This is a genomic window from Streptomyces sp. NPDC045956 (assembly GCF_056430705.1).
This window is the reverse complement of sequence record NZ_JBWKKZ010000005.1, coordinates 182,194-203,638: the sequence shown is the minus strand read 5'-3', so window position 1 is coordinate 203,638 and position 21,445 is coordinate 182,194. Positions and strand designations below refer to the sequence as shown.

Genomic DNA, 21,445 nt, shown 5'->3' with positions numbered 1-21,445 from the left:
CGTTTCTCGGGATCGGTGGTGATGGCCGGCGTGTCAGGGGTTCGCCCAGGCGTCCGGAGCCTTGGTCAACGCGGATACATCGGCGGGCAGGTTCGACGATGCGACGTCGGCGAGCGATACGCCCTCGAGGATCTCGCGGACGTTGGACCGCAGGGCGATCCACAGGGGGAGCAGCGACTCGGCGGGGCCGGTGTAGGACAACTCCGGGGGACGGACTCCGCGTACCGAGACCAGTGGTCCGTCCACGGTGCGGATGACGTCGGCGATGCTGATGGACTCGGCGGGCCGGGACAGGCGGTAGCCGCCGTTGCCGCCGCGCTGGCTGAGGACGAGGCCGCCCCGGCGCATGTCGTTCAGAATGCTTTCGAGGAATTTGTGCGGAATGTTCTGCGCGTCGGCGATGGCCTCGGCTTTGAGGGGCCCGTCATCTCGTGACGCGGCGAGCTGCAGTGCGGCACGTACCGCGTAGTCCGCTCTGGCTGAGATCCGCATGTGCCCATTATCCCGTAAAGCCTCGGTCGGTGTGCGTTGCGGGCGGGTTGCCGGGCAGCGGCGGCTGCCCTGCCCGGCAACCCGTGAGGGTCAGGCTGTGCCCGGGGTGTAGTGGGAGGCGTCGTCGCCCTCGATGACGTGGCTGAGGGTGCCGTCGACTCCGGCCGGGGCGTCGCCGGCGACGGTCACCCGGTGCAGCAGGCGCGGAAGGGCGCCGTAGTCGTCGGGGGCGTAGTGCTGGGTGATGCGGTTGTCGAACAGGACCAGGTCACCCGGGGTCCAGGCCACCCGCACGATGTTCTCGGGGCGGGTGACGTACGACTGGAAGATGCGCAGCAGGTCGCGGGAGTCGGAGGGGCCGAGGCCGATGATGCTCTGGGCGAAGCCGCCGATGAACAGGCCGCGTTCCCCGGTCTCGGGGTGGACGCGGACGACCGGGTGGGCGGTGCGGTACTTCCGGGAGACGAACTGCCTGCGGTGCTCGGCCGCCTTCTCGCTCTTGGGGGCGGCGTAGTCGTAGTCGTTGGTGTGCACCGCCCACAGTTTGTCGGCCAGCTCGCGCAACGGCTCGGGCAGGTCCCGGTACGCGGCGGCCGCGTTGGCGATGAGGGTGTTGCCGCCGTAGGGCGGGATGACGATGCCGCGCAGTGTGGACGCCTTCGGGGGCGTCCGGACGAAGGTGACGTCCGTGTGCCAGCGGTTGGCGCGGATGCCCTCGTCGCCGTCCACGGGCAGGATCTGCGGCCGGCCGTCGACGGAAGGCACGGTGGGGTGCGCGGTGGTGAGCGCGCCGAAGAGGGAGGCGAAGCGGAGCTGGCCCGCGTCGTCGAGGTGCTGGTCGCGGAAGACGAGTGCCTTGTGTTCCAGAAGAGCGGAGTTGATCTCGGTGACGATGGCGGGGTCGAGGGCGACTGAGAGGTCCACACCGAGGATCTCGGCGCCGATACGGCCGCCGATCCTGCGGATGTCGAAGCCGGTGCTGGTGGTCATGTGTGGGTGTTCCTTCCGGGATGTGATCACGGGGAGGTGACCGGTCGGGAGGTCGTCAGGAGGTGAGGCGGAAGGGCTGGGTGCGGGGATGCGGTGCAGCCCTGGGGCCTGGGGCTCGGGGCCTCGGCCGATGTGCCGGCGGTCGCTGCCGGGCAGGCCAGGACGGTCCAGGTGGTGCTGTCGGAGGTGCTGTGCCGGGAAGCGGAAGCGTTCGGCCACGCCGCTCGGGGCGAGGGCTCGGGCTCGCGATCCGGGGGACCGGAGTCAGGCTTCGCCCGCTGTACCACCAGGCGCCCTGTAATCGGCGCGGACGCCCGGTGAACGGGCGAAAGGGAGCGAGAGCGACGAGCGCCCGTCAGCGGGGGAGGTCGACGGCACAGATGGCGCTGGCCTGGCGTCGCAGATCGACGTGCAGGCGAGCGGCGAGGTTCTCGGACGTGCTCACAGCAGCAGATTTGCAGGCGGACACGGCCGGGTCAATGTCGTCCGCGCAGGCGTCTCATACTCTTGACCGCCCGCCATGCAGGTGAAGCGCGGCGTTCACAATGGGCCGGATGTCGGGCGGCGTTGCGCATGTCGATCACGCCGTGTCGGCCAGGGGAAGGCCGAGGGGCGTGGCGAGGTCAGACGGGCAGGGTGAACGCAGGGTGCGCACCGTTGAGGTAGTAGTCCCCGACGTCACGGAGCCGGTGAGCGACGGGCTCGTACAGGGCGTGGGTGCGGGCATTGCGCCAGAAGCGGTCGAAGCCCAGCCGGGAGGACGCGGAGCGGGCGCCGATGATGTCGAGGGCGCGGGCGGTGGACTCCTGCGCGGCCTTGGAGGAGGCGGCTTCGGCCATGGCCACGAGGACCGAGATCTCCGCGAACTCGTCGTAGGTCAGGTCCTCGCCCCGTCCCAGCCCGCGGTGCACGGCTTCCCGTGCCTGATCGGCGAGCGCGGACGCGGCCCGGGTGAGGACGGTGAGTTCTCCGTAGGCGGTCAGCACCTGCGGGTCCTGGGGGGAGCCGGCCGGATGGGCAGGGTGCCAGGGGGATCGGCCGGCCCCGCGGTACTCACGCGCCTCGGCCAGGACCCCCTCAGCCATGCCGAGGCGGAGCTGGACGGAGAGGAGCCGCCCGAGCGGCGAGGTCAGAGCGGCCAGGGGCGACAGGACGGCCTCGTCCACGGTCAGGGAGCCGAGTACGTCATCGGCGGCGACCGGTACAGCGTCGAATTCCATGCTCCCGCCGGCCGCGAGCCGCTGGCCGAACGTGTCGGCGTCGTCGTGGATCCCCACGCCGTGCCGGGCGGGATCCACGAGGACGGCGAATGATTCGCCGGTGTCGGCCCGCACGGCCCGCACGGCGAGCCGGTCGGCGACCAAGACCCCGGTGGCGTGACTCTGCCGGCCGTCGAGCGCGTAGCCGCCGGCTGTTCTGGTCAGTGTCAGAGGCCGGTGGGCGTAACCACCACCCCAGCACCACTGCTCGGCCGCGGACTGCTGCTCGATCTCAGCGGTGCGGGCGGGCTCGGTGAAGAACCGGACGCTCCATGACAGCAGGTAGTGACAGCTCAGCAGTTGAGCGATCGCGCCGTCTGCCGCGGCGATCTTCCGGACGACGGCGTAGGCGGTGGACCAGTCCGCGCCGCCTCCCCCCAGCCCGGCCGGCACGAGGAGCGTCAGCAGTCCCGCCTCACGCAGCCGGGACACCTCGTCGAAGGGGGCCTTGCCTGCCTGCTCCCTGGCCACCGCGTCCGTGGCCAGGTCGTCCGCCGTCTCGCGGGCCACGTGCAGCCAGTGCGCTCGGCCGGGCCCGGTCCGGTCGGATTCCGAGGCGGGACCGGACGGTGCAGTGGCAACGCCCATGGCAGGGCTCTCCTCAAGGTCGGTGGCAGGGTGCGGTGTCGGAGCTCTCGGGCTGTTCGGGTACGTACTTGTAGCCCACGCGCCGCACGGTGACGATCCGGTGCCGGTGGGCGGTGCCCAGCTTGCGGCGCAGGCGCGCGATGTGGACATCCACGGTCCGGCCGTCGCCGATGTGCTCGTATCCCCAGATGTCGGCCATCAACTGCTCGCGGGAATGCACCTGGTGCGGCTGCTGCACCAGATGGAACAGCAACCCGAACTCCAGGTAGGTGAGGTCCAGTTCGCGTCCGTCCACCTCGGCGAGGCGCCGGGTGGGGTCGATGCGTACGACCCCGTCTCGCGCCTTCGGCTGCTGCACGGGAGGCGCGGCCGTGTAGGCGATCGGCCGGATGTCCGGCCGCGTCACGTCCTCGGCGAAGAGCTGGGCGGGGTCGGTGCCCTGGGGGACCAGTACGAGGTAGCCGACGAGGGGAGCGGAACCGTCTCCCTCCTCGCCGGTCCGTGCGGTGTCGCCCACGAGCCGCAGATGGCGCATGTCGGTGAGCGGTGAGGAGTCCGATGCGGTGGCCTGGGCCGGAAGTGCCGTGGTCATGGCGGTCGTCCTTCAGAAGTACGTCGGGCCGTCAGGGGAGGTGCGGGGATGCACCTGATCGCCTGGGATGGGAGAGAAGGAGCGGACTGGCACGCGCAAGGTGTGAGTCGCGTGCTCTACGCGCTACAGCAGGCGGCGCTGACGACGTGACCAAAGTCGACATGCCGACGACGAGTGAGTCGTTGCTGCGTGGGGGACATGGGCACCATCCTGCGCGGCCGCAGGACGGGCCGTCAACACTTCCCTAGTAAATCGATGGGAAAGATAGGGAACATGTCCGAGGGGTGGACTCACCGCGCACCGCCCACCGCCGGCCGCCGGGCGGGCCCCAGCAACTTCAGAGGAGGGAGGCGTGGGAGCCGGTGGCCACCCGGCGGCGAATGATCGTGCAATTCGGGCACACAGCGGGCAGGCATTGGGGACGGCGCTGTGTTTCGGCGTCATCGCGGTCGCCGCATCCCTCAATGCGGCCTCCGGCCTCCGGCCTCCGGCCACCGTCCTTGTCTTCGACTCATACGCGGGTCGGGCGACCGAAGTCACCGGTCCGTTAGGTCCATCCGGCTCGAAGTCGTCAGTTCTGGAACCTGGCCTTCGACGTCCACGTCACGCCTTGCGGCGCCGGGCGCCCAAACTGACCACCGCCCGGCTGCGGCGGCGGACTCCGGGCCTGTCGCTCCCGGCGGATCGGGGCCGCCGGGCCGGTGCGGGCCAGTCGTGGACGGGCAGCGTGTTCACCATGCCCAGCGGGGCTCGGCACGGCTCGGAGGGAGGTTGAAAACTACCGGTTCTGTGCCTTGAACCAGCGGACCGCGGCGATGCCGAGCCCCAGGAAGGCCAAGGTCGTGACGACCATGCCGATCACCGCTCCAGCGTCCGTCGTCCCGAACATGTGCGTCCCCCTCGTCCGTGCCCGCAGCCGCTTCCTGGCCTTGCTCGGGCGTTCGCGTGGGATGACCATGACATGACCGCCGGCCATTTCGACGTCGGACGTCAAAGTCTTGAGGCTCTTCTGAGCAAACCCGCCCCTGACTGTCCCGGGGTTGCCTCGCTGAGGTGGCCGCAGCGCTCGGGAGTCATCCGACCGTGGGGGAGAGCGCGGCAGCCTGCTCGGGTGTGAGCGGGCTGGTGGTGTGTCCGCGCAGGAGGAGGTGGAGCTTGGCGGTTTCCTCCAGTTCCTCGATGGCGTCGGCGGCTTGCTCCAGTGCGGCGCCGGCGACGACCGGCCCGTGGTTGGCGAGGAGGGCGGCGTGGTGGTCACGGGTCGTCCGTTCGGCCAGCGGTTCCAGGGTGCTGTCGCCGGGGGCGTGGTAGGGGAGCAGGGCAGGGTGCCGACGCGCATGGCGTAGTAGGCGGTGAGCGGGGGCAGGGCGTCGGCGGGGTTCAGGCCATCGAGACAGGACATAAAGGCTGTCCCGCAAGTCGTGGTCGTTCGGGGTTCGGCGGTCAGTTGGGGATGGGGCGTGCTCCGCTTCGAGTGCCAGAAGGGGTGCCAAGCGCCGCCGAACCGGTCGAACGACAAGCTCATCCCTTGATGAACTCGATGATCTGCGGGGCGATCTTCTTTGGAGCCATGACGACGGCGCCATGGTTGAGTCCGGGCAGAGTGCGGTGGTCGGCCTGCGGCAGGATCTCGGTGACGGCGAGGGCGGCGCGCTGGAATGCGGCTGGACTCTTGCCACCGGTCAGCACGCGGGTGGGTAGGGCCACCCCTTTCCACTCTTCGGCATCGAGCGGCTTGCCTTGCTGGGTATCGCCCATGACCGCGATGTCATAGGGGAGAGTGCTGGCCAACTTGGTGAGATTCGCCCACATCTTCGGCATGAGCTTCATGAAGAACACGGCGATGCTGGGCATGCCCTGCACCCTGGTCATGAAGTACTTGACTGCGTCGCTGTGCCGGCCCTCCGCAAGCAACGCGGTGATCTGCTGCGCGAGGTCCTTAGGCGGTCCGTCGTCGCCTTCGCCGACTACGAACGGCGGCTCGTACAGAGCCAGGCGGTCGACGTTGACTCCGGCCGCGGCCGCGCGCAGGGCGAGGACCGCTCCGGAGGACGAGCCGAACAGCGACGCCGAACCGCCGACGTGTTCGACCAACGCGGCGATGTCTTCAATCTCGCGGTCGGGGGCGTAAGTAGCGGCGTCCCCGCTGGCACCGCGTCCGCGCCGGTCGTAGTTGATCACAGTGAAGTGGTGGGCGAGGAGAGTCGCGAGTTTGGCTGTGTCCGAGCGGTCTGCCAGTGCCGAGGCAACCAGGACGACGGCCGGCCCGCGGCCCGATTGCTCGAATGCGATCTCGGTGCCGTCGGCGGAGGTGACTCGGGCCTCGGCTCCGGCCGACTGCTCTCGCGCTGTTGCCATGTTTGTCTCTCCAGTTCACGTAGGGTCCGTACTGCTGTGGTGTGCGTTGCTGCCAATAGGACCCCCGCAGTGCAGGAAACTCATCGGTGCGCTTGGCTTTCGGTGCCGAAGTCCTCGCATCTCGGAGAGGATGAACCCCCTCACGCAGAATCGAGGGCATGGGGCAGCAGCGGCAACTGGGATGATCCAGTTGTGACTGGTGTGATTACGGCATCGCTGCCGTCCTGGGTAGCCCCGTTCACCGGGCTGAGCCAGCGTTCCTTCGGCAAGCTGGTGACGGTTCTGCGGCGCGAGGGTGCGGACACCGTCGGTAGAGGGCGGCCGTGGAGCCTGCCTCTGGAGGACCGGACGCTGCTGGTCGCGGCTTACTGGCGAACAAACTTGACGATGCGGCAACTCGTACTGCTCTTCGGTGTGTCGAAGTCCGCAGCAGACCGGATCATCGACGATCTCGGGCCGATGATCGCGCTCCGGCCACGCAGGTCTTTCGACAAGGGGACCGTACTGATCGTGGACGGACACTCGTGCCCACCAGAGACCGCACCATCGCCGAGCGGTCCAAGAACTATCGGTACTCCACCAACCACGATCATGCGCATACTGCCGAAGCCCCAATTGCCACAGAGCTGATGAATCACTCAGTAGCGGTACGGATGATGTGATTATGCAACTTACTCCCGCTCTCGTCCCGCGCTGCCGGGGCGTCGATGCGTACCTCCGCCGGCGGGGCTCAGGAACTCACTGACCCGCAAGGGCCGGCCGACGATTCGGGTGTCGCCGATCCAGCCGTAGAAGCCCTGACCGTAGCGCCCGTCGAACTGGGTGGCGCCGAGGACGAAGGGCTTGCCGAGGGTGGCGATTCCCGTCGAGGGCTGGGTGGGGTTACGAGCGATCCTTGAGCCGTCCACGTACATGAGGGTGCGGCGGCCGTCGTTGACGAGGGCGATGTGCATCCAGCGGCCGGTCGGTACGGTGTGGCTCCACGAGGTGGGGTCGGCGTCCTGTTGGTCGGGGTAGACGACGAACTGGAGGAACCGCTCGGGGGAGAGGTTCAGGCTGCACGTTGGCTCCAGTGGGGACCAGCCGGTGGTCTTGCCGGCGTCGCCGTTGCGGCCCTCCCAGCTGAGGATGCCCATCCAGTTGTGGTTCCCCTCGAAGGGCTCGGGGAGCCGGACGTAGGTCTCGATGGTGTATCCCCGGGTGAACTTCTCGCTGTTCAGGGGCGCCTGCGGGTCCGTAGTGAGGATCGCGCCGCGGTCGGGTCCGGTGCCGCCGTCGAAGCGGAGGCTGGCGTGCGCCGGCTGACCGGGATGATGGTCGGGCGACCATGTGAGGGCATCGGTACCACCCGCGTTCACTCGGCGGACCGTTATGTCGTTGCCGCGTCCGGTGAGGTCCCGTATGACGGAGCCGTCCATGACCGGGGCGCCGACGCCGGGCGTGCTCATGCCGGACGCGTCGAACCTCCAGTAGGCGAGCGTGCCGCGCGGCATGACGGCGGACGCGGGACGCGGTTTCGTCGGCGGGACGGGCGCGAAGCCCCGGAAGCGGTCGTCGAAGTCGACGTTCAGGCTGAACCGGTCGACAGGCCCGGTCAGTTCGACGTTCTCGGCCTCCAGCGGAGTGCGTTGTCCGGGGTCCCGGGCCAGGAACCACGGCGCGAACGTCTCCACGTCCACCGTCCCGCGGGCCAGATCGAAGCCGTAGGTGCGGATCATTCCGGCGCCGCCGTAGTAGCGGTCCTGATAGTTGACGATGTGGACGTGAACGTCATGGCCGGCGTCGTTGGTCAGGACGGTGCGCCCCGAAGGCCAGTAGTGGCCGCCCAGGGCGAGGAAGATCTGGTCGTTGGAGCGGACAAGTCGATCCCACAGCCGCCGTCCGTGGTCGGACAACTGCGCCGCGCCCTCGTCGTCGGCCCAGGCCAGGTCGTGCGTGGTGAGCACGGTGGGCAGCGTCGGGTGCTTGTCGAGCACGCCCCGCGCCCAGGTGAGGCCCTTGTCCGAGATCCGCCAGTCGAGGGCCAGGACCAGCCAGTCGCGGCCCGCGGCGCGCAGCACGTGGTAGCTGTTGTACCCGTCGGGCGAGGCACCGCGGAAGGTCGGCATCGAGGCGTAGCGCCGAGGGCCGAACGCCGCCAGGTACGGGGAATCGCCACGCTGGTCGTCGGTGGACGACGCGATGTCGTGGTTGCCGGCCAGCACGCTGTAGGGCACCTTGCCGTGCAGGTGGCGGAACGTGTCCGCGGCGCGCTCGATCTCGTCCTCGGTGCCGTGCTCGGTGACGTCGCCGAGGTGGGTCATGAAGGCGATGTTGGAGTCGGACCGCTCGGCGACGAGATAGCGGAACGTCTCTTTGAGGGGCGTAGGGTCGGCGCTGTCGGCGTCGAACAGGTATTGCGTGTCGGGAAGGACAGCCAGGGCGAACCGTGGGCTTTCGGTGTCGAAACGCGGGCTGCCGGCCGCCTGAGCCGCCTGCGCGGTGCCTGCCTGACCGGCCCCGCCCGCCGCGGTGGCGGCGCCGGCGACCACCGCCGCCCGCAACAGCGCGCGTCTGCCCGGAGTGTGCTGCCCTGCGGTGCTCATCTGTTCTCCATCGATGTAGTGACTCGCTCGCAACGGTGATCGTCGACCGTGTCCAGCCGTTGACGGCAAGCTGAACGGCCGCGTGCCGTTCGCCGCACTCCCTGGCGCGACCGGCCGCGCCCGGGCAGCTCAACGGAGGGCTTGGCGGTCCTCGGCTACTGTTCCGTCCTGATCCGCCAGATCCCCCAGATCCCCCCGCGATGACGGCGCGCAGCCACGGCTGACCGGAGCGGATCTGCTGGTGGGCGGTCGCACCACTCCACTGAGATGAGCGATGCTGAGGGCTTGCGAAAAGGCGTCGTCGGTAGCTCGCTCAGGCACTCTGGCAGTGGCCGGATCTTATGCACTGCTGTCCCTGTCGACGCTTTCAGGTTCAAGATCCCTGCTCCGAGAATGGATTCTCAGCTTCGTCCGGTGCAGGCCCCCGGGCGATGGAATCTTGAACCTGTGAGGAGAGCCGTGGCACTGGAGATGCGCGACCACTGTGAACGATGTGAAGCGGTGCTGCCGCAGACGTCGTCGGCCCGCATGTGTTCGTACGAGTGCACGTTCTGTGTGTCCTGCGGCGACGCCCTGGGAAACACCTGTCCCAACTGTGGCGGTGAACTCGTCGCTCGTCCCCGCCGTGCGTCGGCCACCGCCGCCGGGCAGACGAGCAGCCGCGCGGGCCAGTAGTTCATCGTTTCAGAATGAGATCCACCAGGAGGGCCCCGAAGGCAGTACGCAGGCGCTGGCGGCCTGCCGCGTGGTAGGCATGAGCGGTGATTGGTCGCCTCCCGCTCGACGAGCAGCTCGCTGCCCTGAAGTCCGTGCTGTCCCGCAACGAGGTGCTGCTGGAGGTGCTGAACCGCGCGGCGACATTGGGCCTGCCGGGCTGGTACCTGACGGCAGGCTGCCTGTTCCAGACCGTCTGGAACGTGGCCACGGACAGGCACCCCACCAGCGGAATCAAGGACTACGACGTCTTCTACTTCGACAACCACGACCTGTCCTGGGAAGCGGAGGACGCTGTCATCAAGGTCGCCGACGATGTCTTCGCCGGCTTGCCGGCAGAGGTCGAGGTCCGCAACGAGGCCCGCGTCCACCTCTGGTACGAGCAGAAGTTCGGCGTCGCGTGCCCTCCTCACGCCTGCACCGAGGCCGCCATCGACTGCTTCGCGGCCACCACATGCTGCCTGGGCGTGCGCTTGGAGCCGGACGGGCGGTGGCGCGTCTATGCACCGCACGGGCTCGCCGACGTGTTCAATCTCGTTGTCCGGCCCAACCCAGTGCTTGCGCCGCGCGAGGTGTACGAAACAAAGACGGCCCGCTGGCGACAGCAGTGGCCCGAGCTGACCGTGCTCGACTGGCCTTCTGAGGCCACCACCCTGACGCCTGCCTCGACGTGATGGGCGGAGCCGACGCAGGCAAATGATGCTCCACGCAAGCTGAAGCAGACCGGCGGCGAGGTCAGCACGCCGCTCGTAGCAGACACGGAATCGCTTGACCTGGTGCAACCAGGCGAAGGCGCGCTCGACGACCCAGCGCACTGGGCCCGGGCCAGAGCCGTGAGCGACGCCGTGTCGGGCGATCCAAGGTTTGAGGCCGCGTCTCCACAGCAAGCGGCGGTACTTGTCGTCTCCCGCCGAGGCCCCGCTCTTCGAGCCCGGGCCGGCCGGTTGACGCGCCCTCCGGTGCCGGTAGGAGCATGAGACCCACAGGGGCGGTGCCTTGCTGCGCGCCTGAGCGCCGCGCTCCTCGCCGCCCTGCCACTGACGGCACCCGCGCCTGCCCAGGCCGCGGGGACCCCGTCCTTCCCCCGAAGCCGTTGCCGCCCTCCCGATGGCGGCGGATTCCCGTGAGGGCTGCGACCGGGATGTCTTCCGCCACTGGAACTTCGGTGCCGTCCCCTTGGACGGATGCTCGACTCGCGCCGAGGTCCGGATTGCCCAGGTGGGGGAGCCCTCGACGGTGGGGCGGAAGTACCGGCCGGCGGGCTGCCGCTGGTTCTCCCCATACGACCAGGTATAGGCCACCTCCGCCTCAAGCTTCGACACCGACCACATGGGCCCGCTGGCCGAGTCCCAGACAGCGGTGCCTCTACCTGGTCCGCCCGGTAGCGGGGGAGGGGGGGTATGCCAGAACGCCGCGTCCTGACCATCAGCCGATCAGCCGATCAGCCGTAGCTTCGTGGAGCACAGGCCGAGGCGGATCGTCTGGCCCCAGGTGAGTTCGAGCGCGTCGCTCTCCATACCGTCCCCGAAGGCGACGAGGCGCTCGGACTCCACGGTCACCGTGAGCCGCGCGCCCGCCGGCAGTTCACCCGCCTTCAGGCACGTTCCCGTGGTGGGGGACGGCCACGCCTCCCGGACGAACCAGGCGAGCCGTGCCTCCGTGGGGTGCGGCAGCCGCCACTCGGTGGACCGGTCCTGCCACACGGACCGGAGCCAGCCGCTCGCCCCCGTTCCCGTGCCGATCAGTACTCCCGACGAGGCCTGGGTCTCGACGACACCCCTGTCGCCGTCGAGACCCAGGCGGTACCGGGCGGTACGGTGACCGGCCGCACCGACGTAGATCTCGTTGAGCGCCACCAGGCGTTGCGTGTCGTCGGTGACTGCCTCGACCATGCTCAGCTCGTCTACGCCAGCCGAGGCGGAGAAGGCGGCGGGCAGCAGCCGGGCGGCGTCCGCCGGCCGGTGCCGCACCAGGACACCCGGATTGCGGCCGGGATCCGCGTCGACGCCGACCACGGGCCGGTCGCCGACGTACTGAGCGACGTTGGCCACGAGCCCGTCATGCCCGACCGCCACCACGACGTCCTCGGGACCGAACAGGAAACGGTCCAGGTCCGCCCGCTCCACCTGCGCGCGCCGCCAGCTCAGCGGCACCGCAGCCGACACGAGTGCGAGCGCCCGCTCCATCCGGTGATGCCGTTCGACGACCTCCTCGATGGACCTGCCCCGCGAGGACAGGAAGAACGCCGCCTGCCCATGTGTGCCGTGCCGGGCGACCAACTCCTCGTATTCGGTGGCGCGATGTACGAGGACGGCCCGGGGTGCCAGGCTCACGCCGCCGGCTCCTGGCCCGCCCCGAGCCGTGCGAGCAGTCCGGTCAGTACATCGGGGGAAACGGTGACGCTGTCGATGCGCGGCAGGTTCTCGGCGAGGCGGGTGCCGGTCAGAGCGCGCAGGACCGCCACGTCCACGTCGCCGTGCACCCGCAGCCAGGCCGCCTGCGCCTGGGCGCGGGCCTCGCCGACCGCACGTGCGCCCTCCGCCTCCGCCTGCGCGAGGCGCACCGCCCGCTCGGCCTCGGCGCCGACCCGGACCGCGTCGGCCGCCGCCTTCTCCTGCGCCTCCCGGCGGCTGTTGGCGCCGCGCTGCTCGACCAGCTGCTCCTCACGCCGCGCGAGTTCGATCTGGCTGGCCAACTCGTTCTCGGCGATCGCGCGTTCACGCTCCACGGCGACCGCGCGCCGCTCGTACGTGGCCCGGTCCGCCTCCTGCTGGATCAGCTCCCGGGCGGGGGTGCGCAGGGCACGCTCCACCTCCGGCTCGGGTCGCACCGCCATCACGCGCACGGCGACGATCTCGATCCCCGTGGCAGGCAGCCGCGGCTCCTCGCGAAGCCCATGGAGCACCCGCTCGCGCACCGCGGGCACACCTTCGGCGAGAGCCGCCGCAAGGGGTGTGCGGGCCAGTACTTCGAGAGCGTGCTGCTGAGCGCTCTCGGTCAACAGCGTGGCCAGCTGCTCCAACGGGGTGCCGCGCCAGACCCCCGTGTCGGGATCGACGGAGAAGTCGAGTCGTTCGGCTGCGACTGCGGGGTCGGCGATGCGGTAGGTGACCGTCGCCTGCACGGCCACGTCCTGGAAGTCGACGGTCCGGGCGTGGAACGTCATCGCCAGCTCCCGGTCGTCGACCGGCACTTCGGACAGCGCGGCGGCCAGCGGCCGGAACCAGAAGCTCAGCCCGGGACCGTCGTGGGTGAGCTGCCCCGAACGGTGGTGACGTATGTGAGCCGTGGGTGCCGCCCGCAGATGACGCCAGCCGAAACGCTTGGTGATGTCGGCCATGTGCCCTCCTTTTAGAGTCACACTGACCATAAAGGAGAGCGGGAATAGCGTCAAGGGGACGAGAAGGGGTCGAACTCGGCCGGAACCGGCCTGACCATGGGAGGTCAACGCCCTGCCGATGGCGCCATCGGAATCTGACGAAGCACTCTCAGTCGTCGACGACGAACGTCACATGCAGGAGGGCCATCGGTCGGTAGGCGAGATGCCCCTCCGTCACCAGATGCACGGTGCGGATCCTGCCCGTTCGAGGATCCTGGACCGGGCGGGGCTCGCTGTTCACGTGGATGTCCCCGTTGCGCATGATCCAGTCGGGGGCTGCCTGGTAGGCCCGCAGCAGTTTCGGTCGCCGCTTGATCTCCTGGAGAACCGTCAGGAGCCGCGGGTCCCCGGGGCGCTGTTGCCACCAGGCGAGGAAGTTCGCCAGCGCCGGCATCAGCCAGTACTCACGGAACGAGTCGTATCCCCCGGCGCCGAGGAAGTGACTGGCCTGCGGGTGGAAGAGGATGTACTTCATCCCGTTGCGCAGCGGTGAGGCGAACGCGTGCGGTGTGACGTGTCCGAAGAACTCGCGGAACGCCTCGTTGACGTGAATGTTGTCCGACACGTGGTCGGTGACGATGGACGGGTACGCGCTGCTGTCGATCAGGCGGCGGTAGACGGCCATGTCGGAGCTGTCGCGCACCACGTCGGCGGACGGCAGAGTGGGGCGCTGTGCGGTCAGTACGTGGAGATTCCCCCGGGTTTCTTCGCTGACGCGCAGCGGCGCGCACAACCGTTCGATCTGTTGTCCCGACAGCGCCGAGGGGCGAGCCATCCAGTTCCTCAGCGTGCGCGGATGCACTCCCATGGCCTCGGCGAGGCTCTTACGCGTCATGCCGCGGGCTTGACGCGCACTCTCCAGGATCTCCCACACCAGCTGGTCGGCCGTCCGGTCGTGCTCCGCCGTCGGCCGGTCGCCGTCGTACGGCATGGGCCTTCCCCCTCCGCGTTCCTTCGTACACCGTCCGGTTCCGGGGGAGTTTTCGACACCGGCCTGCTTCCTGGCCCGGAGCCGGCGCCCAGCCCGGCCGGTCGCCCACCAGTCGTCGATGAGCTGGCCATTGTCGCAAGGGCCCCGAGCGCTTTTCCACCGGTGAACGCACGGGTTCCGCCGGAGGCGGGGGAGGAGCCATCCGGTGCCCGGGGGAAACGGGCTTTCCCCTTCAAGGCGAATTCCCTGGGAATCATGATGATGGACCCGTTGGTCCGGGCGCGGCCCGCCGTGGGCTCCCGCTTCGTGGGGGAGTTGGGGGTCGACGCTGTGACCGGCCGGGGGAGCCGTACCCCGGTCCCGCCGATCCATCGTGGAGGTTTCGACAGCGTGCGAAGAATCTTCAGGGGGCTCCTCGTGGTCCTCTCCGCCTTCGGGCTGCTCTTGGGCACGGGCCAGGTGCGGGCGGACACTGCCGATCCGGTCAACTGGCCGAAGCCGCGGTTCGTCACGTACAACGTCTGCGGCGCCAAGTGCCCCGTGTACGCCGGGTCCAAGGCGGCGTGGCGCGACAAGATCGTGAGTGCCATGGACAACTGGGACGCCGACCTGGTGATGCTGCAGGAGATGTGTTACGGGCAGTGGACCCTGCTGCGCGGTTCCCTTCAGGATCGCACTGACGGTGACAGGTACGACTCGGTCTGGGGCGCGACCAGGACCACGGACCTGTGCAAGCAGTGGGGGGACGACACCCGTTTCGGTCTGGCCACCTTCGCCAAGGGCGCACCCGGCACGATCAACAACGGCAGCCGCACGATGGAACAGCTCCCCGAGGCCGTAGCCTCCGAGGACCGCTACCTGCTGTGCGCCAGGGCCGCCGTGAGCGGGCGTACGGTCCGTGCCTGCAACACGCACATCGACTACCACCACGACGAGGGGAACCTCGACGACCCGCTGGACGATCGCAACAACCCCCAGGTGCAGATCCGCTGGGTCGCCGACCGGACCCGGCAGTTCGCCAACGCCGGCGACCCCGTCGTCCTCGCGGGCGACTTCAACCAGCTCCCCAAGGACGTCGACATGGACCCGCTGTACAACCACGGCGGCGGGACCGGGGTGTTCCAGGAGGTGGACGAGAACGACAAGTCGCGGTTCACCGGGGCCAGCTGCCCCCAGAGCGGAGACCGCTGTCGCAGCGGCGAGGCCACCGTCGAACGGGCCAGTGGATGCTCGCCCGAGGCCGACCCGGAGGGGAAGATCGACTACATCTTCCTGAGTTACTACTGGTTCACCACCGTGCGCGGTGACGCCGCTGCCTGTACGACGGGCATGTCGGACCACCACCTCCTGCGCGGTGCCGCTGCCTGGGAAAACTGACCTCCTCGCCCGCCGAGCGGGCCGTTCGGTGCCCGTGTGATGCTGCGGCCCCCCTTCGAGGCGGGGCCGCAGCATCACACAGGTGAAACCCGAACTCTCCAGTCCGCCTGCGTACGGATCTCACCCGGAACAGGCACGAGGTGAGAGGGACCGCTGCCTCGTAGGAGACGGCGGTCTTGCGGTGCCTGGTGACAGTTGCTGTCGATCGCTCGGAAGCCCTTGTGCCGACTGAAGCACCGTTCGCCGATGTCGCGTCGGTGGTACACCTGCCGGTCGAGCGTGGGCGGCCGGCAGCCGCGGCGCCCCCAACGGCGGCGGTGGCGTTTCAGGTCCGTCTTCTCCGGGATGGTGCGGGCGATACCGCGCTGGCGCAGGCAGGCGCGGCTGGGAGTTCACGGCCACTGATGAGTCGGCCGACCTGAACCGGTGCCTCGAACCGTGCCGAGCGTACGCGGAAGCAGGTCGCCGCGGCTCGTACTGCTCGCGACGGTCGATCTCGCATTCGAGCGCGTGCCGTACCTCGTGATCTGCTCGGCACGGTCGGCACGCTGGTGTGCACGGAAGACCGTGGAGTCGACCTTGACCTCCGGCTGGTGCTGGACGAACTCGGCGGGAAGGGTCAGTTTGCCTTTGATCCGCGGCACCCCGCCGATCCGTTCCCGCTGCGGCCCTCGTCGGCGCCGCCCCTGCAAACCGCACGCCGACAAGGAATACGATTACGACCGCCTGCGGATGGGGCTTCGCAGTCGGCGTACTACACCCCGTATCGCCCGTAAGGGCGTCGAGCCTTCGACTCGGCTGGGGAGACACCGGTGGACTGTTGAGCGCACCGTGAGCTGGCTGGGCGGCTTCCGTCGCTTGCACCGCCGTGACGAGCGCAGAGCCGAGCACTTCCGTGCCTTCACCGGCATTGCCGTAGCCGTCATCTACTACCGCCGCCTTGCCGGGTGACGCGATGACTCACAGCCGTTCTGTCCGTTCGGCGTGGGGACGCAGGGAGGCAAGGTCCGTTGCGGGGGTGGAGCGGCGGGCGAGGTCGGGCAGGACGGTCGCCAGACCGGCCAGGGCCATGACTGCGCCGAGCCAGAGCGGGGCGCGCAGGCCCCAGGTGTCGATCGCGACGGCGCCGATGGAGGAGCCGAGGATGATACCGAGGGTGATGAAGGAGGAGTGGACGGTGTTGACCAGCGGGCCGGCGTTTCCGGTGCGCCGGAGAGGACGCTCCGCCCTTGCGGTCACGGACCGGGACGAGCGTACCGTCCACGATCCACAGCCGCTCGACAGCGTACTGGGAGGTGCGGGCCGGCTCGAGCGCGAGCAGCGGACCGAGCCGTTGGATCACCCGGCACACGGTCGCCGGCGAGACGCCGAACAGCGGGGCCAGCTGCCGCATGGTGAAATTCGTGCGGTAGTACACCGCCACCAGCAGCACCCGTTCGGCCAGCGGCAGCTGCCACGGACGACCTCACCCACAGCCCTCGCCACCACGCTGCCGGACCGCTTTCAGCAACCGGCCGAACTGATCGACCCGCAGCCCCGTGAACGTCTCCACCCACACCCGCTCGGCCCTCAACACCCCAGCCATACAACGGATATGCCCTGATCTCGGCCTTCTGCAACACCCTTCAGGTCTTGTCTCCCCGATCACAAGTGGTCCTCACGAGCGGGATGCTCCGTAGGAACCCATCAAGCGGGCCAGTTGCCGGCTCGTCGCCCGTAGAGGTTCCTCGCTGCGGTTGACCTGTGCCGTCACTTCGGCGCCTTCCAGGGCGCTGATGATGGTGGTCGCCAACTCCCGGGCGTCGCGGGCCTGGAAGCCGGAGCGTAGGAGCTTGTCGGTGACCGTTTGCTCCCAGCTGCGCAGTGCGTCGGCACATGCCTGCTGGATTTCGGAGTCGGTTCCCAGGGTTTCCAGTGCAGCTGCCGTGACCGGGCAGCCGTCGGTCCAACCCGACGCGCGCAGTCCTTCGGCGAGCTGCCGGGCGCAGGCTTGAACGCCCGCGCCCGGGTCCTCCTCGCTGTCCAGCGCGTCCCGGAGGACCTCCGTGAACTCCTGGCCGCTGTACTTGATGGCGGCGACCGCAACGGCCTCTTTGCCGCCCGGGAAGAAGTGGTAGACGGAGCCCAGTGTGGCCTCCGCCTCCTTGGCGATCTGCTTGATGCCCGTGCCGACATAGCCCTGGCGCTGCAGGAGGCGCGCTGCGGCGATGACGATCCGGTCCCGGGTGCTGGCCTGTCCCATGTGCACACCCTACTGGTTAGAGCGTTCGTTTTAGAGCCGTGTTACATTGCCTCCACACTCTAGATAGAGCGTTCGTTTTAGTCGACTCGTCACTCGTACCGCGGAGGTCGCTCCCATGAACAGCAGGCAGTCCGTGACCGTCATCGGACTCGGCCCCATGGGGCAGGCAATGGTCCACGCCTTACTCGGCAAGGGACACCACGTCACCGTCTGGAACCGCACCCCATCCCGTGCCGATGCCCTCGTCGCGCGCGGCGCCGTACTCGCAAAGAGCGCCGAAGACGCCGTCGCCGCCAACGAGCTGGTCGTCCTGAGCCTCACCGACTACGACGCGATGTACACCGTGCTTGAACCGGCGTCCCACGCCCTGACCGGCCGCGTCCTCGTCAACCTCAGCTCCGACACCCCGGAGAAGACCCGCGCCGGGGCGCGGTGGGTGTCCGAGCACGGCGGGATCCACCTCACGGGTGGCGTCAACGCCTCGCCTTCCGGCATCGGGCAGCCCGGGTCGTCCACCTTCTACAGCGGGCCGCGCCAGGTCTTCGAGGCGCACCGACCCACCCTCGAAGTCCTGACCGGCACGGACTACCGGGGCGAGGATCCCGGCCTGGCCGCGCTCCTGTACCAGATGGGCATGGTCATGTTCTGGACCTCCGCGCTCAGTTACTGGCAGGTCATCGCACTCGCCGACGCCAACGGACTCACGGCAACGGACGTCCTCCCCCACGCCACCGAGACCATGACCGGGATGCCGGGCTTTCTCTCCTTCTACGCCGAGCGCATCGACGCCGGCGAGCATCCCGGCGACGTGGACCGCCTCGCCATGGGCATGGCCAGCGTCGAACACGTTCTGCACACCAACGCAGACGCGGGCGTCGACACCACTCTGCTGGCCGCCGTGGCCGCTCTGTTCCGGCGCGGCATGGACGCCGGGCACGAGGCGGATAGCTTCTCCAGCCTGGTGGAGCTGATGAAGACGGCCAAGGCATAGTCTTACTGTGGTCGGCTGATGGCACCTGGGAGAGGCTCCTCCAGCACGTCCAGGCCCAGGCCGACGCCGAGGGTGATATCGATTGGGACATCAACGTCGACTCCACCTCTGTCCGTGCCCACCAGCACTCCGCTGGGGCGCCCCGGGCGGCACCCTCCGCACCACCGGGTTCTTCAGGAAAGAAGGCTCCGCGAAGATCAGTTCGCGGAGCTGATGAGGGCGAGTCCGCGGCTCCTCCTGGAGGAGGCGGTGCGACAGGCGAAGCCCTCGGCCGGTTCCGTGGCGGTCTGACCTGCAAGATTCATCTGAGCGTGGAGGGCCACTGCCGTCCGCTGTCCTTGCTCATCACGCCAGGGCAACGGGCCGACTGCACGCAGTTCGAGCCGGTCATGAACAAGATCCGTGTTCCCCGGCTGGGGCTCGGGCGTCCGCGCCGCACACCGAACAGCGTTGCTGCCGACAAGGCGTACAGCAACCGCAAGACCCGCGCTTATCTATGGAAGCGCGGGATCCGGCACGTGATCCCGGAGAAGAACGACCACAAGGCCGCCCGTCTCCGGCGTGGTTCACGTGGCGGACGGCCATCAGGTTTCGACAAGGACCGCCACAAGAAGCGCAACACGGTCGAAAGGGTGATCAATAAGCTCAAGCTGTTCAGAGCCGTGGCCACCCGCTATGACAAGCGAGGCTACGTCTACCTGGGCACAGTCACCGCCGGCGCACTCCTCATCTGGCGCCGGTCGTGATCGGGGAGACAGGCCCTAGTCGGGGACTCCTGGCATCCCCCAGTGAGCGGCTCTGTCGCGGACCTCGGCATTCGGGCATGAACGCCGCCATGCCTCGAGGGGCGGGCGACGTCCTGGTCGTCCGAAGAGGCGCCCGCCGCGCAGGCTCAGGCGGAGACTGGACAGATCGAGGACGTTGTCATGGATGACGAGGACGCGGGCCACGTGGTGGGGGTCGTGTTCGGTGAACCGTCCGTCCACGTGGCTCAGGCGAAGTTTGACCGGTCCGCCGTCTTCGCTCCGGACGAGGCGCGCCTCGACGAGACGCCGCCGGTCCCAGGCCCAGTAGACGATCTCCCCGATTGCGTAGAGTGCGCCTGCGTAGATGGCCCAGGTGATGTTCGATTCCGTCCAGAGCAACAGGCCCAAGAAGCAGAGGAGGCCGGCCATCACGCCGATGCGCCGGAGTCGCGGCACCGTCTGCGTGCCTTTGTCGTCCGCGTCCCAGAGCAGGTCTTCACTGGCAGTCATGCCGCCATGATGGGCCTCACCCGTTCGCCGGGAAAGAGCGGGCGTTCCCTCAAGTACTCGGGGTCCATGGGGACTTCGACTGCGAGGCGCGGCGGAAAGCCTCGATGGCGAACGGGTGCCATATCGTCCCTTCCCACCCGACCCCGTGAGGGAGATGAGAAGAAATCGATACGTCGCATCCCGCTTCGTACCCAGGCGTCGCCGCCCGGCCAGACTCCACGCAGACAAGGGCTACGACTCTGACCACCTGCGACGATGGCTGCGCCGTCGGCAGATCGTGCCACGCATTGCCCGCCGCGGCATCGAACCCTCCGGCCGCCTGGGCCGGCACGGCTGGGTAGGAGAGGCACGATGTCCTGGTTGAACGGCTGTCGTCGCCTGCACCGACGCTACGAGCGCAAGGCCGAGCACTTTCTCGCCTTCGCTCGCACCGCCTGCATCCTCATCTGCTACCGCAGAGCGGTGCAGGTCTAGGACTTGGCCCAGGAGATCAGGCGCTCGTGAGGTTGCATGGTGGCCGCCTCCGGCACACCCATCATGACGCGCGGCTCGATGAGCGGAATACCTGGATGGAGAAACGCCTCCAGGTCAGCAATCGCATCGGCGATGTCTTTGTCGATCTCGGCAGTGTGGCGACGTACCAAGAAGGAGAGCAGCACTCGTTCCTCCTCGGCCGCAACCGCTACCGCCACCACATCGGACGAGATCAGCCCTAGCAGGGCCTGCACCGCAGTAGGGGCAATGCTGTTGACACGCTCAAGTCGGGGTCTGCCATGTCGGTGCATCTGGCCCGGTCACCAAGCAACCGGGCCGATCGAGACATCGTCTTGGGCGCTCGCGTTCGTGCCTGAGGCCCTGGGCCATTTCCTCGCAGGTCGGCGCCAGGTGGGTGCCTTCGTTCGCCATGCAGGGCTGCGCTTCCCGGATCAGGTCTGTGTTCAGTCCGGCCGCGAGCAGGATCCGGATCCGGCGCACGGCGGCCACATCGGATTCCTCGAACTCGCGATAGGGGCCAGCTGTTGCGGGTCAGGGCGTTGTTGAGGGTGTGGGCGTGGGGCCTCAACTGTCCGGCGTGTGCTTCACGCCGGCTGCGCTGTGGCCCGAACGGGCGCTGATACCACCCGCCATCTCGTGGTTGCACCGGCGCCGATGGCCGGCCATGCCGCTGTCCGCTGGGGGTGTGTGGCCCCCAGTAGTCAGCGCTCGTGCCGCACAGTGGTCGTATCGATGTCCACGGGCCTGCCGTGAGCGTCGACAGGACGGAGTTCTGGGAGCGGGAGTCCGCTTTCATCAACGAGAACCGAGTGAGTTTCAGATGGTGCGAAGGCGTGCCGTTCACCCCACTGACGCGCAGCCACGATGACGGCGAAGAGGTCTCGGCCCGCATCCGTGAGGACGTAGTTCTGCCGCCGTCCTGTCGGGGCGGTCTGCCGCTCGAGGATTCCTCGTTCGATCAAGCGTCGCAGGCGGTCGGTGAGGATGTTGCGCGCGATTCCGGTGCGGTGCTGGAAGTCGGTGAACGCTCGCGCACCGTCCATCGCGTCGCGAACGATCAGCAGGCTCCATCGGTCCCCGACCAGATCGAGTGTGCGTGCCACGGGGCAGGCGGGGTCGGTCCAGGGCATCCCCTCGACGCGGGGCGCAGTGCGAGCCATGACTCCTCCTGAAGAGTTGCGGATCAAAACCATTCT

Annotated in this window: 20 protein-coding genes and 5 pseudogenes; 8 read left to right on the top strand and 17 right to left on the bottom strand. The window is 68.6% G+C overall.

All coding sequences use genetic code 11. The features are described from left to right. Positions 1-33: 33 nt before the first annotated feature. The 7 genes from AC07FV_RS15695 to AC07FV_RS15665 form a co-directional block, all read right to left on the bottom strand. Positions 34-492: an RrF2 family transcriptional regulator gene (locus tag AC07FV_RS15695; RefSeq protein ID WP_479087636.1), complete on the bottom strand. Its 459-nt coding sequence runs from the start codon at positions 490-492 to the stop codon at positions 34-36. A 90-nt stretch (positions 493-582) separates the two neighbouring features. Beyond that, the gene (locus AC07FV_RS15690) at positions 583-1,482 is read right to left on the bottom strand and encodes a TauD/TfdA dioxygenase family protein (RefSeq protein WP_479087635.1); all 900 of its coding nucleotides are present in this window, start codon (positions 1,480-1,482) and stop codon (positions 583-585) included. 355 nt (positions 1,483-1,837) lie between these two features. Further along, a complete protein-coding gene (locus AC07FV_RS15685; RefSeq protein WP_479087633.1) occupies positions 1,838-1,927 on the bottom strand; it encodes a putative leader peptide in 90 nt (29 codons plus the stop codon). A gap of 178 nt (positions 1,928-2,105) precedes the next feature. Then, positions 2,106-3,329: an acyl-CoA dehydrogenase family protein gene (locus tag AC07FV_RS15680; protein WP_479087632.1), complete on the bottom strand. Its 1,224-nt coding sequence runs from the start codon at positions 3,327-3,329 to the stop codon at positions 2,106-2,108. 13 nt (positions 3,330-3,342) lie between these two features. Beyond that, on the bottom strand, positions 3,343-3,921 hold the full coding sequence (locus AC07FV_RS15675) for a winged helix-turn-helix domain-containing protein (protein WP_479087631.1): 579 nt from the start codon (positions 3,919-3,921) through the stop codon (positions 3,343-3,345). Positions 3,922-4,994: 1,073 nt separating this feature from the next. After that, a complete protein-coding gene (locus tag AC07FV_RS15670) occupies positions 4,995-5,339 on the bottom strand; it encodes a class II aldolase/adducin family protein (protein WP_479087630.1) in 345 nt (114 codons plus the stop codon). 103 nt (positions 5,340-5,442) lie between these two features. Continuing rightward, positions 5,443-6,279, bottom strand: coding sequence for an alpha/beta fold hydrolase (locus AC07FV_RS15665; RefSeq protein WP_479087629.1), 837 nt, complete (start codon positions 6,277-6,279; stop codon positions 5,443-5,445). 192 nt (positions 6,280-6,471) lie between these two features. Here AC07FV_RS15665 and AC07FV_RS15660 point away from each other — a divergent pair. Next, a pseudogene (locus tag AC07FV_RS15660) lies at positions 6,472-6,866 on the top strand (helix-turn-helix domain-containing protein); the annotation flags it as partial. Positions 6,867-6,950: 84 nt separating this feature from the next. Here AC07FV_RS15660 and AC07FV_RS15655 read toward each other — a convergent pair. Next, the gene (locus AC07FV_RS15655; protein ID WP_479087628.1) at positions 6,951-8,864 is read right to left on the bottom strand and encodes a LamG-like jellyroll fold domain-containing protein; all 1,914 of its coding nucleotides are present in this window, start codon (positions 8,862-8,864) and stop codon (positions 6,951-6,953) included. A 459-nt stretch (positions 8,865-9,323) separates the two neighbouring features. Between AC07FV_RS15655 and AC07FV_RS15650 the strand changes: the two genes are divergently transcribed. Both AC07FV_RS15650 and AC07FV_RS15645 read left to right on the top strand, forming a co-directional pair. Further along, positions 9,324-9,539 carry a DUF1272 domain-containing protein gene (locus AC07FV_RS15650; protein ID WP_479087627.1) on the top strand — a complete coding sequence of 72 codons (216 nt, stop codon included), beginning with the start codon at positions 9,324-9,326 and terminating at the stop codon, positions 9,537-9,539. 86 nt (positions 9,540-9,625) lie between these two features. Further along, positions 9,626-10,252 carry a nucleotidyltransferase family protein gene (locus AC07FV_RS15645; RefSeq protein WP_479087626.1) on the top strand — a complete coding sequence of 209 codons (627 nt, stop codon included), beginning with the start codon at positions 9,626-9,628 and terminating at the stop codon, positions 10,250-10,252. Positions 10,253-11,011: 759 nt separating this feature from the next. Here AC07FV_RS15645 and AC07FV_RS15640 read toward each other — a convergent pair. The 3 genes from AC07FV_RS15640 to AC07FV_RS15630 all read right to left on the bottom strand — a co-directional run bounded on the left by AC07FV_RS15640 (position 11,012) and on the right by AC07FV_RS15630 (position 13,888). Next, on the bottom strand, positions 11,012-11,911 hold the full coding sequence (locus AC07FV_RS15640) for an NAD(+)/NADH kinase (protein WP_479087625.1): 900 nt from the start codon (positions 11,909-11,911) through the stop codon (positions 11,012-11,014). Next, positions 11,908-12,918, bottom strand: a complete 1,011-nt coding sequence (locus AC07FV_RS15635; protein WP_479087624.1) for an SPFH domain-containing protein — start codon at positions 12,916-12,918, stop codon at positions 11,908-11,910. Before AC07FV_RS15635 ends, AC07FV_RS15640 begins: the two co-directional genes overlap by 4 nt. 148 nt (positions 12,919-13,066) lie before the next feature. Beyond that, a complete protein-coding gene (locus AC07FV_RS15630) occupies positions 13,067-13,888 on the bottom strand; it encodes a helix-turn-helix domain-containing protein (protein WP_479087623.1) in 822 nt (273 codons plus the stop codon). A gap of 390 nt (positions 13,889-14,278) precedes the next feature. Between AC07FV_RS15630 and AC07FV_RS15625 the strand changes: the two genes are divergently transcribed. Next, on the top strand, positions 14,279-15,265 hold the full coding sequence (locus AC07FV_RS15625) for an endonuclease/exonuclease/phosphatase family protein (RefSeq protein WP_479087621.1): 987 nt from the start codon (positions 14,279-14,281) through the stop codon (positions 15,263-15,265). Positions 15,266-15,889: 624 nt separating this feature from the next. Continuing rightward, a pseudogene (locus AC07FV_RS15620) lies at positions 15,890-16,216 on the top strand (transposase); the annotation flags it as partial. 9 nt (positions 16,217-16,225) lie between these two features. Here the strand turns inward: AC07FV_RS15620 and AC07FV_RS15615 are convergent. From AC07FV_RS15615 to AC07FV_RS15605, 3 genes and pseudogenes are all read right to left on the bottom strand, one after another. Continuing rightward, a complete protein-coding gene (locus AC07FV_RS15615; protein WP_479088045.1) occupies positions 16,226-16,504 on the bottom strand; it encodes a hypothetical protein in 279 nt (92 codons plus the stop codon). Continuing rightward, a pseudogene (locus tag AC07FV_RS15610) lies at positions 16,467-16,850 on the bottom strand (helix-turn-helix domain-containing protein); the annotation flags it as partial. The gene AC07FV_RS15615 and the pseudogene AC07FV_RS15610, both read right to left, overlap by 38 nt. 72 nt (positions 16,851-16,922) lie before the next feature. Beyond that, positions 16,923-17,507, bottom strand: a complete 585-nt coding sequence (locus tag AC07FV_RS15605; protein ID WP_479087620.1) for a TetR/AcrR family transcriptional regulator — start codon at positions 17,505-17,507, stop codon at positions 16,923-16,925. A 115-nt stretch (positions 17,508-17,622) separates the two neighbouring features. Here AC07FV_RS15605 and AC07FV_RS15600 point away from each other — a divergent pair, with 115 nt between their 5' ends. Further along, positions 17,623-18,498, top strand: coding sequence for an NAD(P)-dependent oxidoreductase (locus AC07FV_RS15600; RefSeq protein WP_479087618.1), 876 nt, complete (start codon positions 17,623-17,625; stop codon positions 18,496-18,498). An 8-nt stretch (positions 18,499-18,506) separates the two neighbouring features. Further along, positions 18,507-19,244: pseudogene (locus AC07FV_RS15595) on the top strand (IS5 family transposase); the annotation flags it as partial. A 15-nt stretch (positions 19,245-19,259) separates the two neighbouring features. Here the strand turns inward: AC07FV_RS15595 and AC07FV_RS15590 are convergent. After that, a complete protein-coding gene (locus tag AC07FV_RS15590) occupies positions 19,260-19,754 on the bottom strand; it encodes a hypothetical protein (protein WP_479087616.1) in 495 nt (164 codons plus the stop codon). 196 nt (positions 19,755-19,950) lie between these two features. Here AC07FV_RS15590 and AC07FV_RS15585 point away from each other — a divergent pair. Beyond that, positions 19,951-20,228, top strand: a pseudogene (locus AC07FV_RS15585) (IS5/IS1182 family transposase); the annotation flags it as partial. Here AC07FV_RS15585 and AC07FV_RS15580 read toward each other — a convergent pair. Both AC07FV_RS15580 and AC07FV_RS15575 read right to left on the bottom strand, forming a co-directional pair. Beyond that, a complete protein-coding gene (locus AC07FV_RS15580; protein WP_479087614.1) occupies positions 20,225-20,482 on the bottom strand; it encodes a hypothetical protein in 258 nt (85 codons plus the stop codon). The pseudogene AC07FV_RS15585 and the gene AC07FV_RS15580 overlap by 4 nt on opposite strands. A gap of 468 nt (positions 20,483-20,950) precedes the next feature. Continuing rightward, complete coding sequence (locus tag AC07FV_RS15575) at positions 20,951-21,409, bottom strand: winged helix-turn-helix transcriptional regulator (RefSeq protein WP_479087613.1); 459 nt, start codon at positions 21,407-21,409, stop codon at positions 20,951-20,953. Positions 21,410-21,445: the final 36 nt, after the last annotated feature.

Coding starts and splice junctions, on each gene's coding strand:
- AC07FV_RS15695 (WP_479087636.1), bottom strand. CDS start 492: ATGCGGATCTCAGCCAGAGCGGACTACGCGGTACGTGCCGCACTGCAG.
- AC07FV_RS15690 (WP_479087635.1), bottom strand. CDS start 1,482: ATGACCACCAGCACCGGCTTCGACATCCGCAGGATCGGCGGCCGTATC.
- AC07FV_RS15680 (WP_479087632.1), bottom strand. CDS start 3,329: ATGGGCGTTGCCACTGCACCGTCCGGTCCCGCCTCGGAATCCGACCGG.
- AC07FV_RS15675 (WP_479087631.1), bottom strand. CDS start 3,921: ATGACCACGGCACTTCCGGCCCAGGCCACCGCATCGGACTCCTCACCG.
- AC07FV_RS15665 (WP_479087629.1), bottom strand. CDS start 6,279: ATGGCAACAGCGCGAGAGCAGTCGGCCGGAGCCGAGGCCCGAGTCACC.
- AC07FV_RS15655 (WP_479087628.1), bottom strand. CDS start 8,864: ATGAGCACCGCAGGGCAGCACACTCCGGGCAGACGCGCGCTGTTGCGG.
- AC07FV_RS15635 (WP_479087624.1), bottom strand. CDS start 12,918: ATGGCCGACATCACCAAGCGTTTCGGCTGGCGTCATCTGCGGGCGGCA.
- AC07FV_RS15630 (WP_479087623.1), bottom strand. CDS start 13,888: ATGCCGTACGACGGCGACCGGCCGACGGCGGAGCACGACCGGACGGCC.
- AC07FV_RS15605 (WP_479087620.1), bottom strand. CDS start 17,507: ATGGGACAGGCCAGCACCCGGGACCGGATCGTCATCGCCGCAGCGCGC.
- AC07FV_RS15600 (WP_479087618.1), top strand. CDS start 17,623: ATGAACAGCAGGCAGTCCGTGACCGTCATCGGACTCGGCCCCATGGGG.
- AC07FV_RS15590 (WP_479087616.1), bottom strand. CDS start 19,754: ATGACTGCCAGTGAAGACCTGCTCTGGGACGCGGACGACAAAGGCACG.
- AC07FV_RS15575 (WP_479087613.1), bottom strand. CDS start 21,409: ATGGCTCGCACTGCGCCCCGCGTCGAGGGGATGCCCTGGACCGACCCC.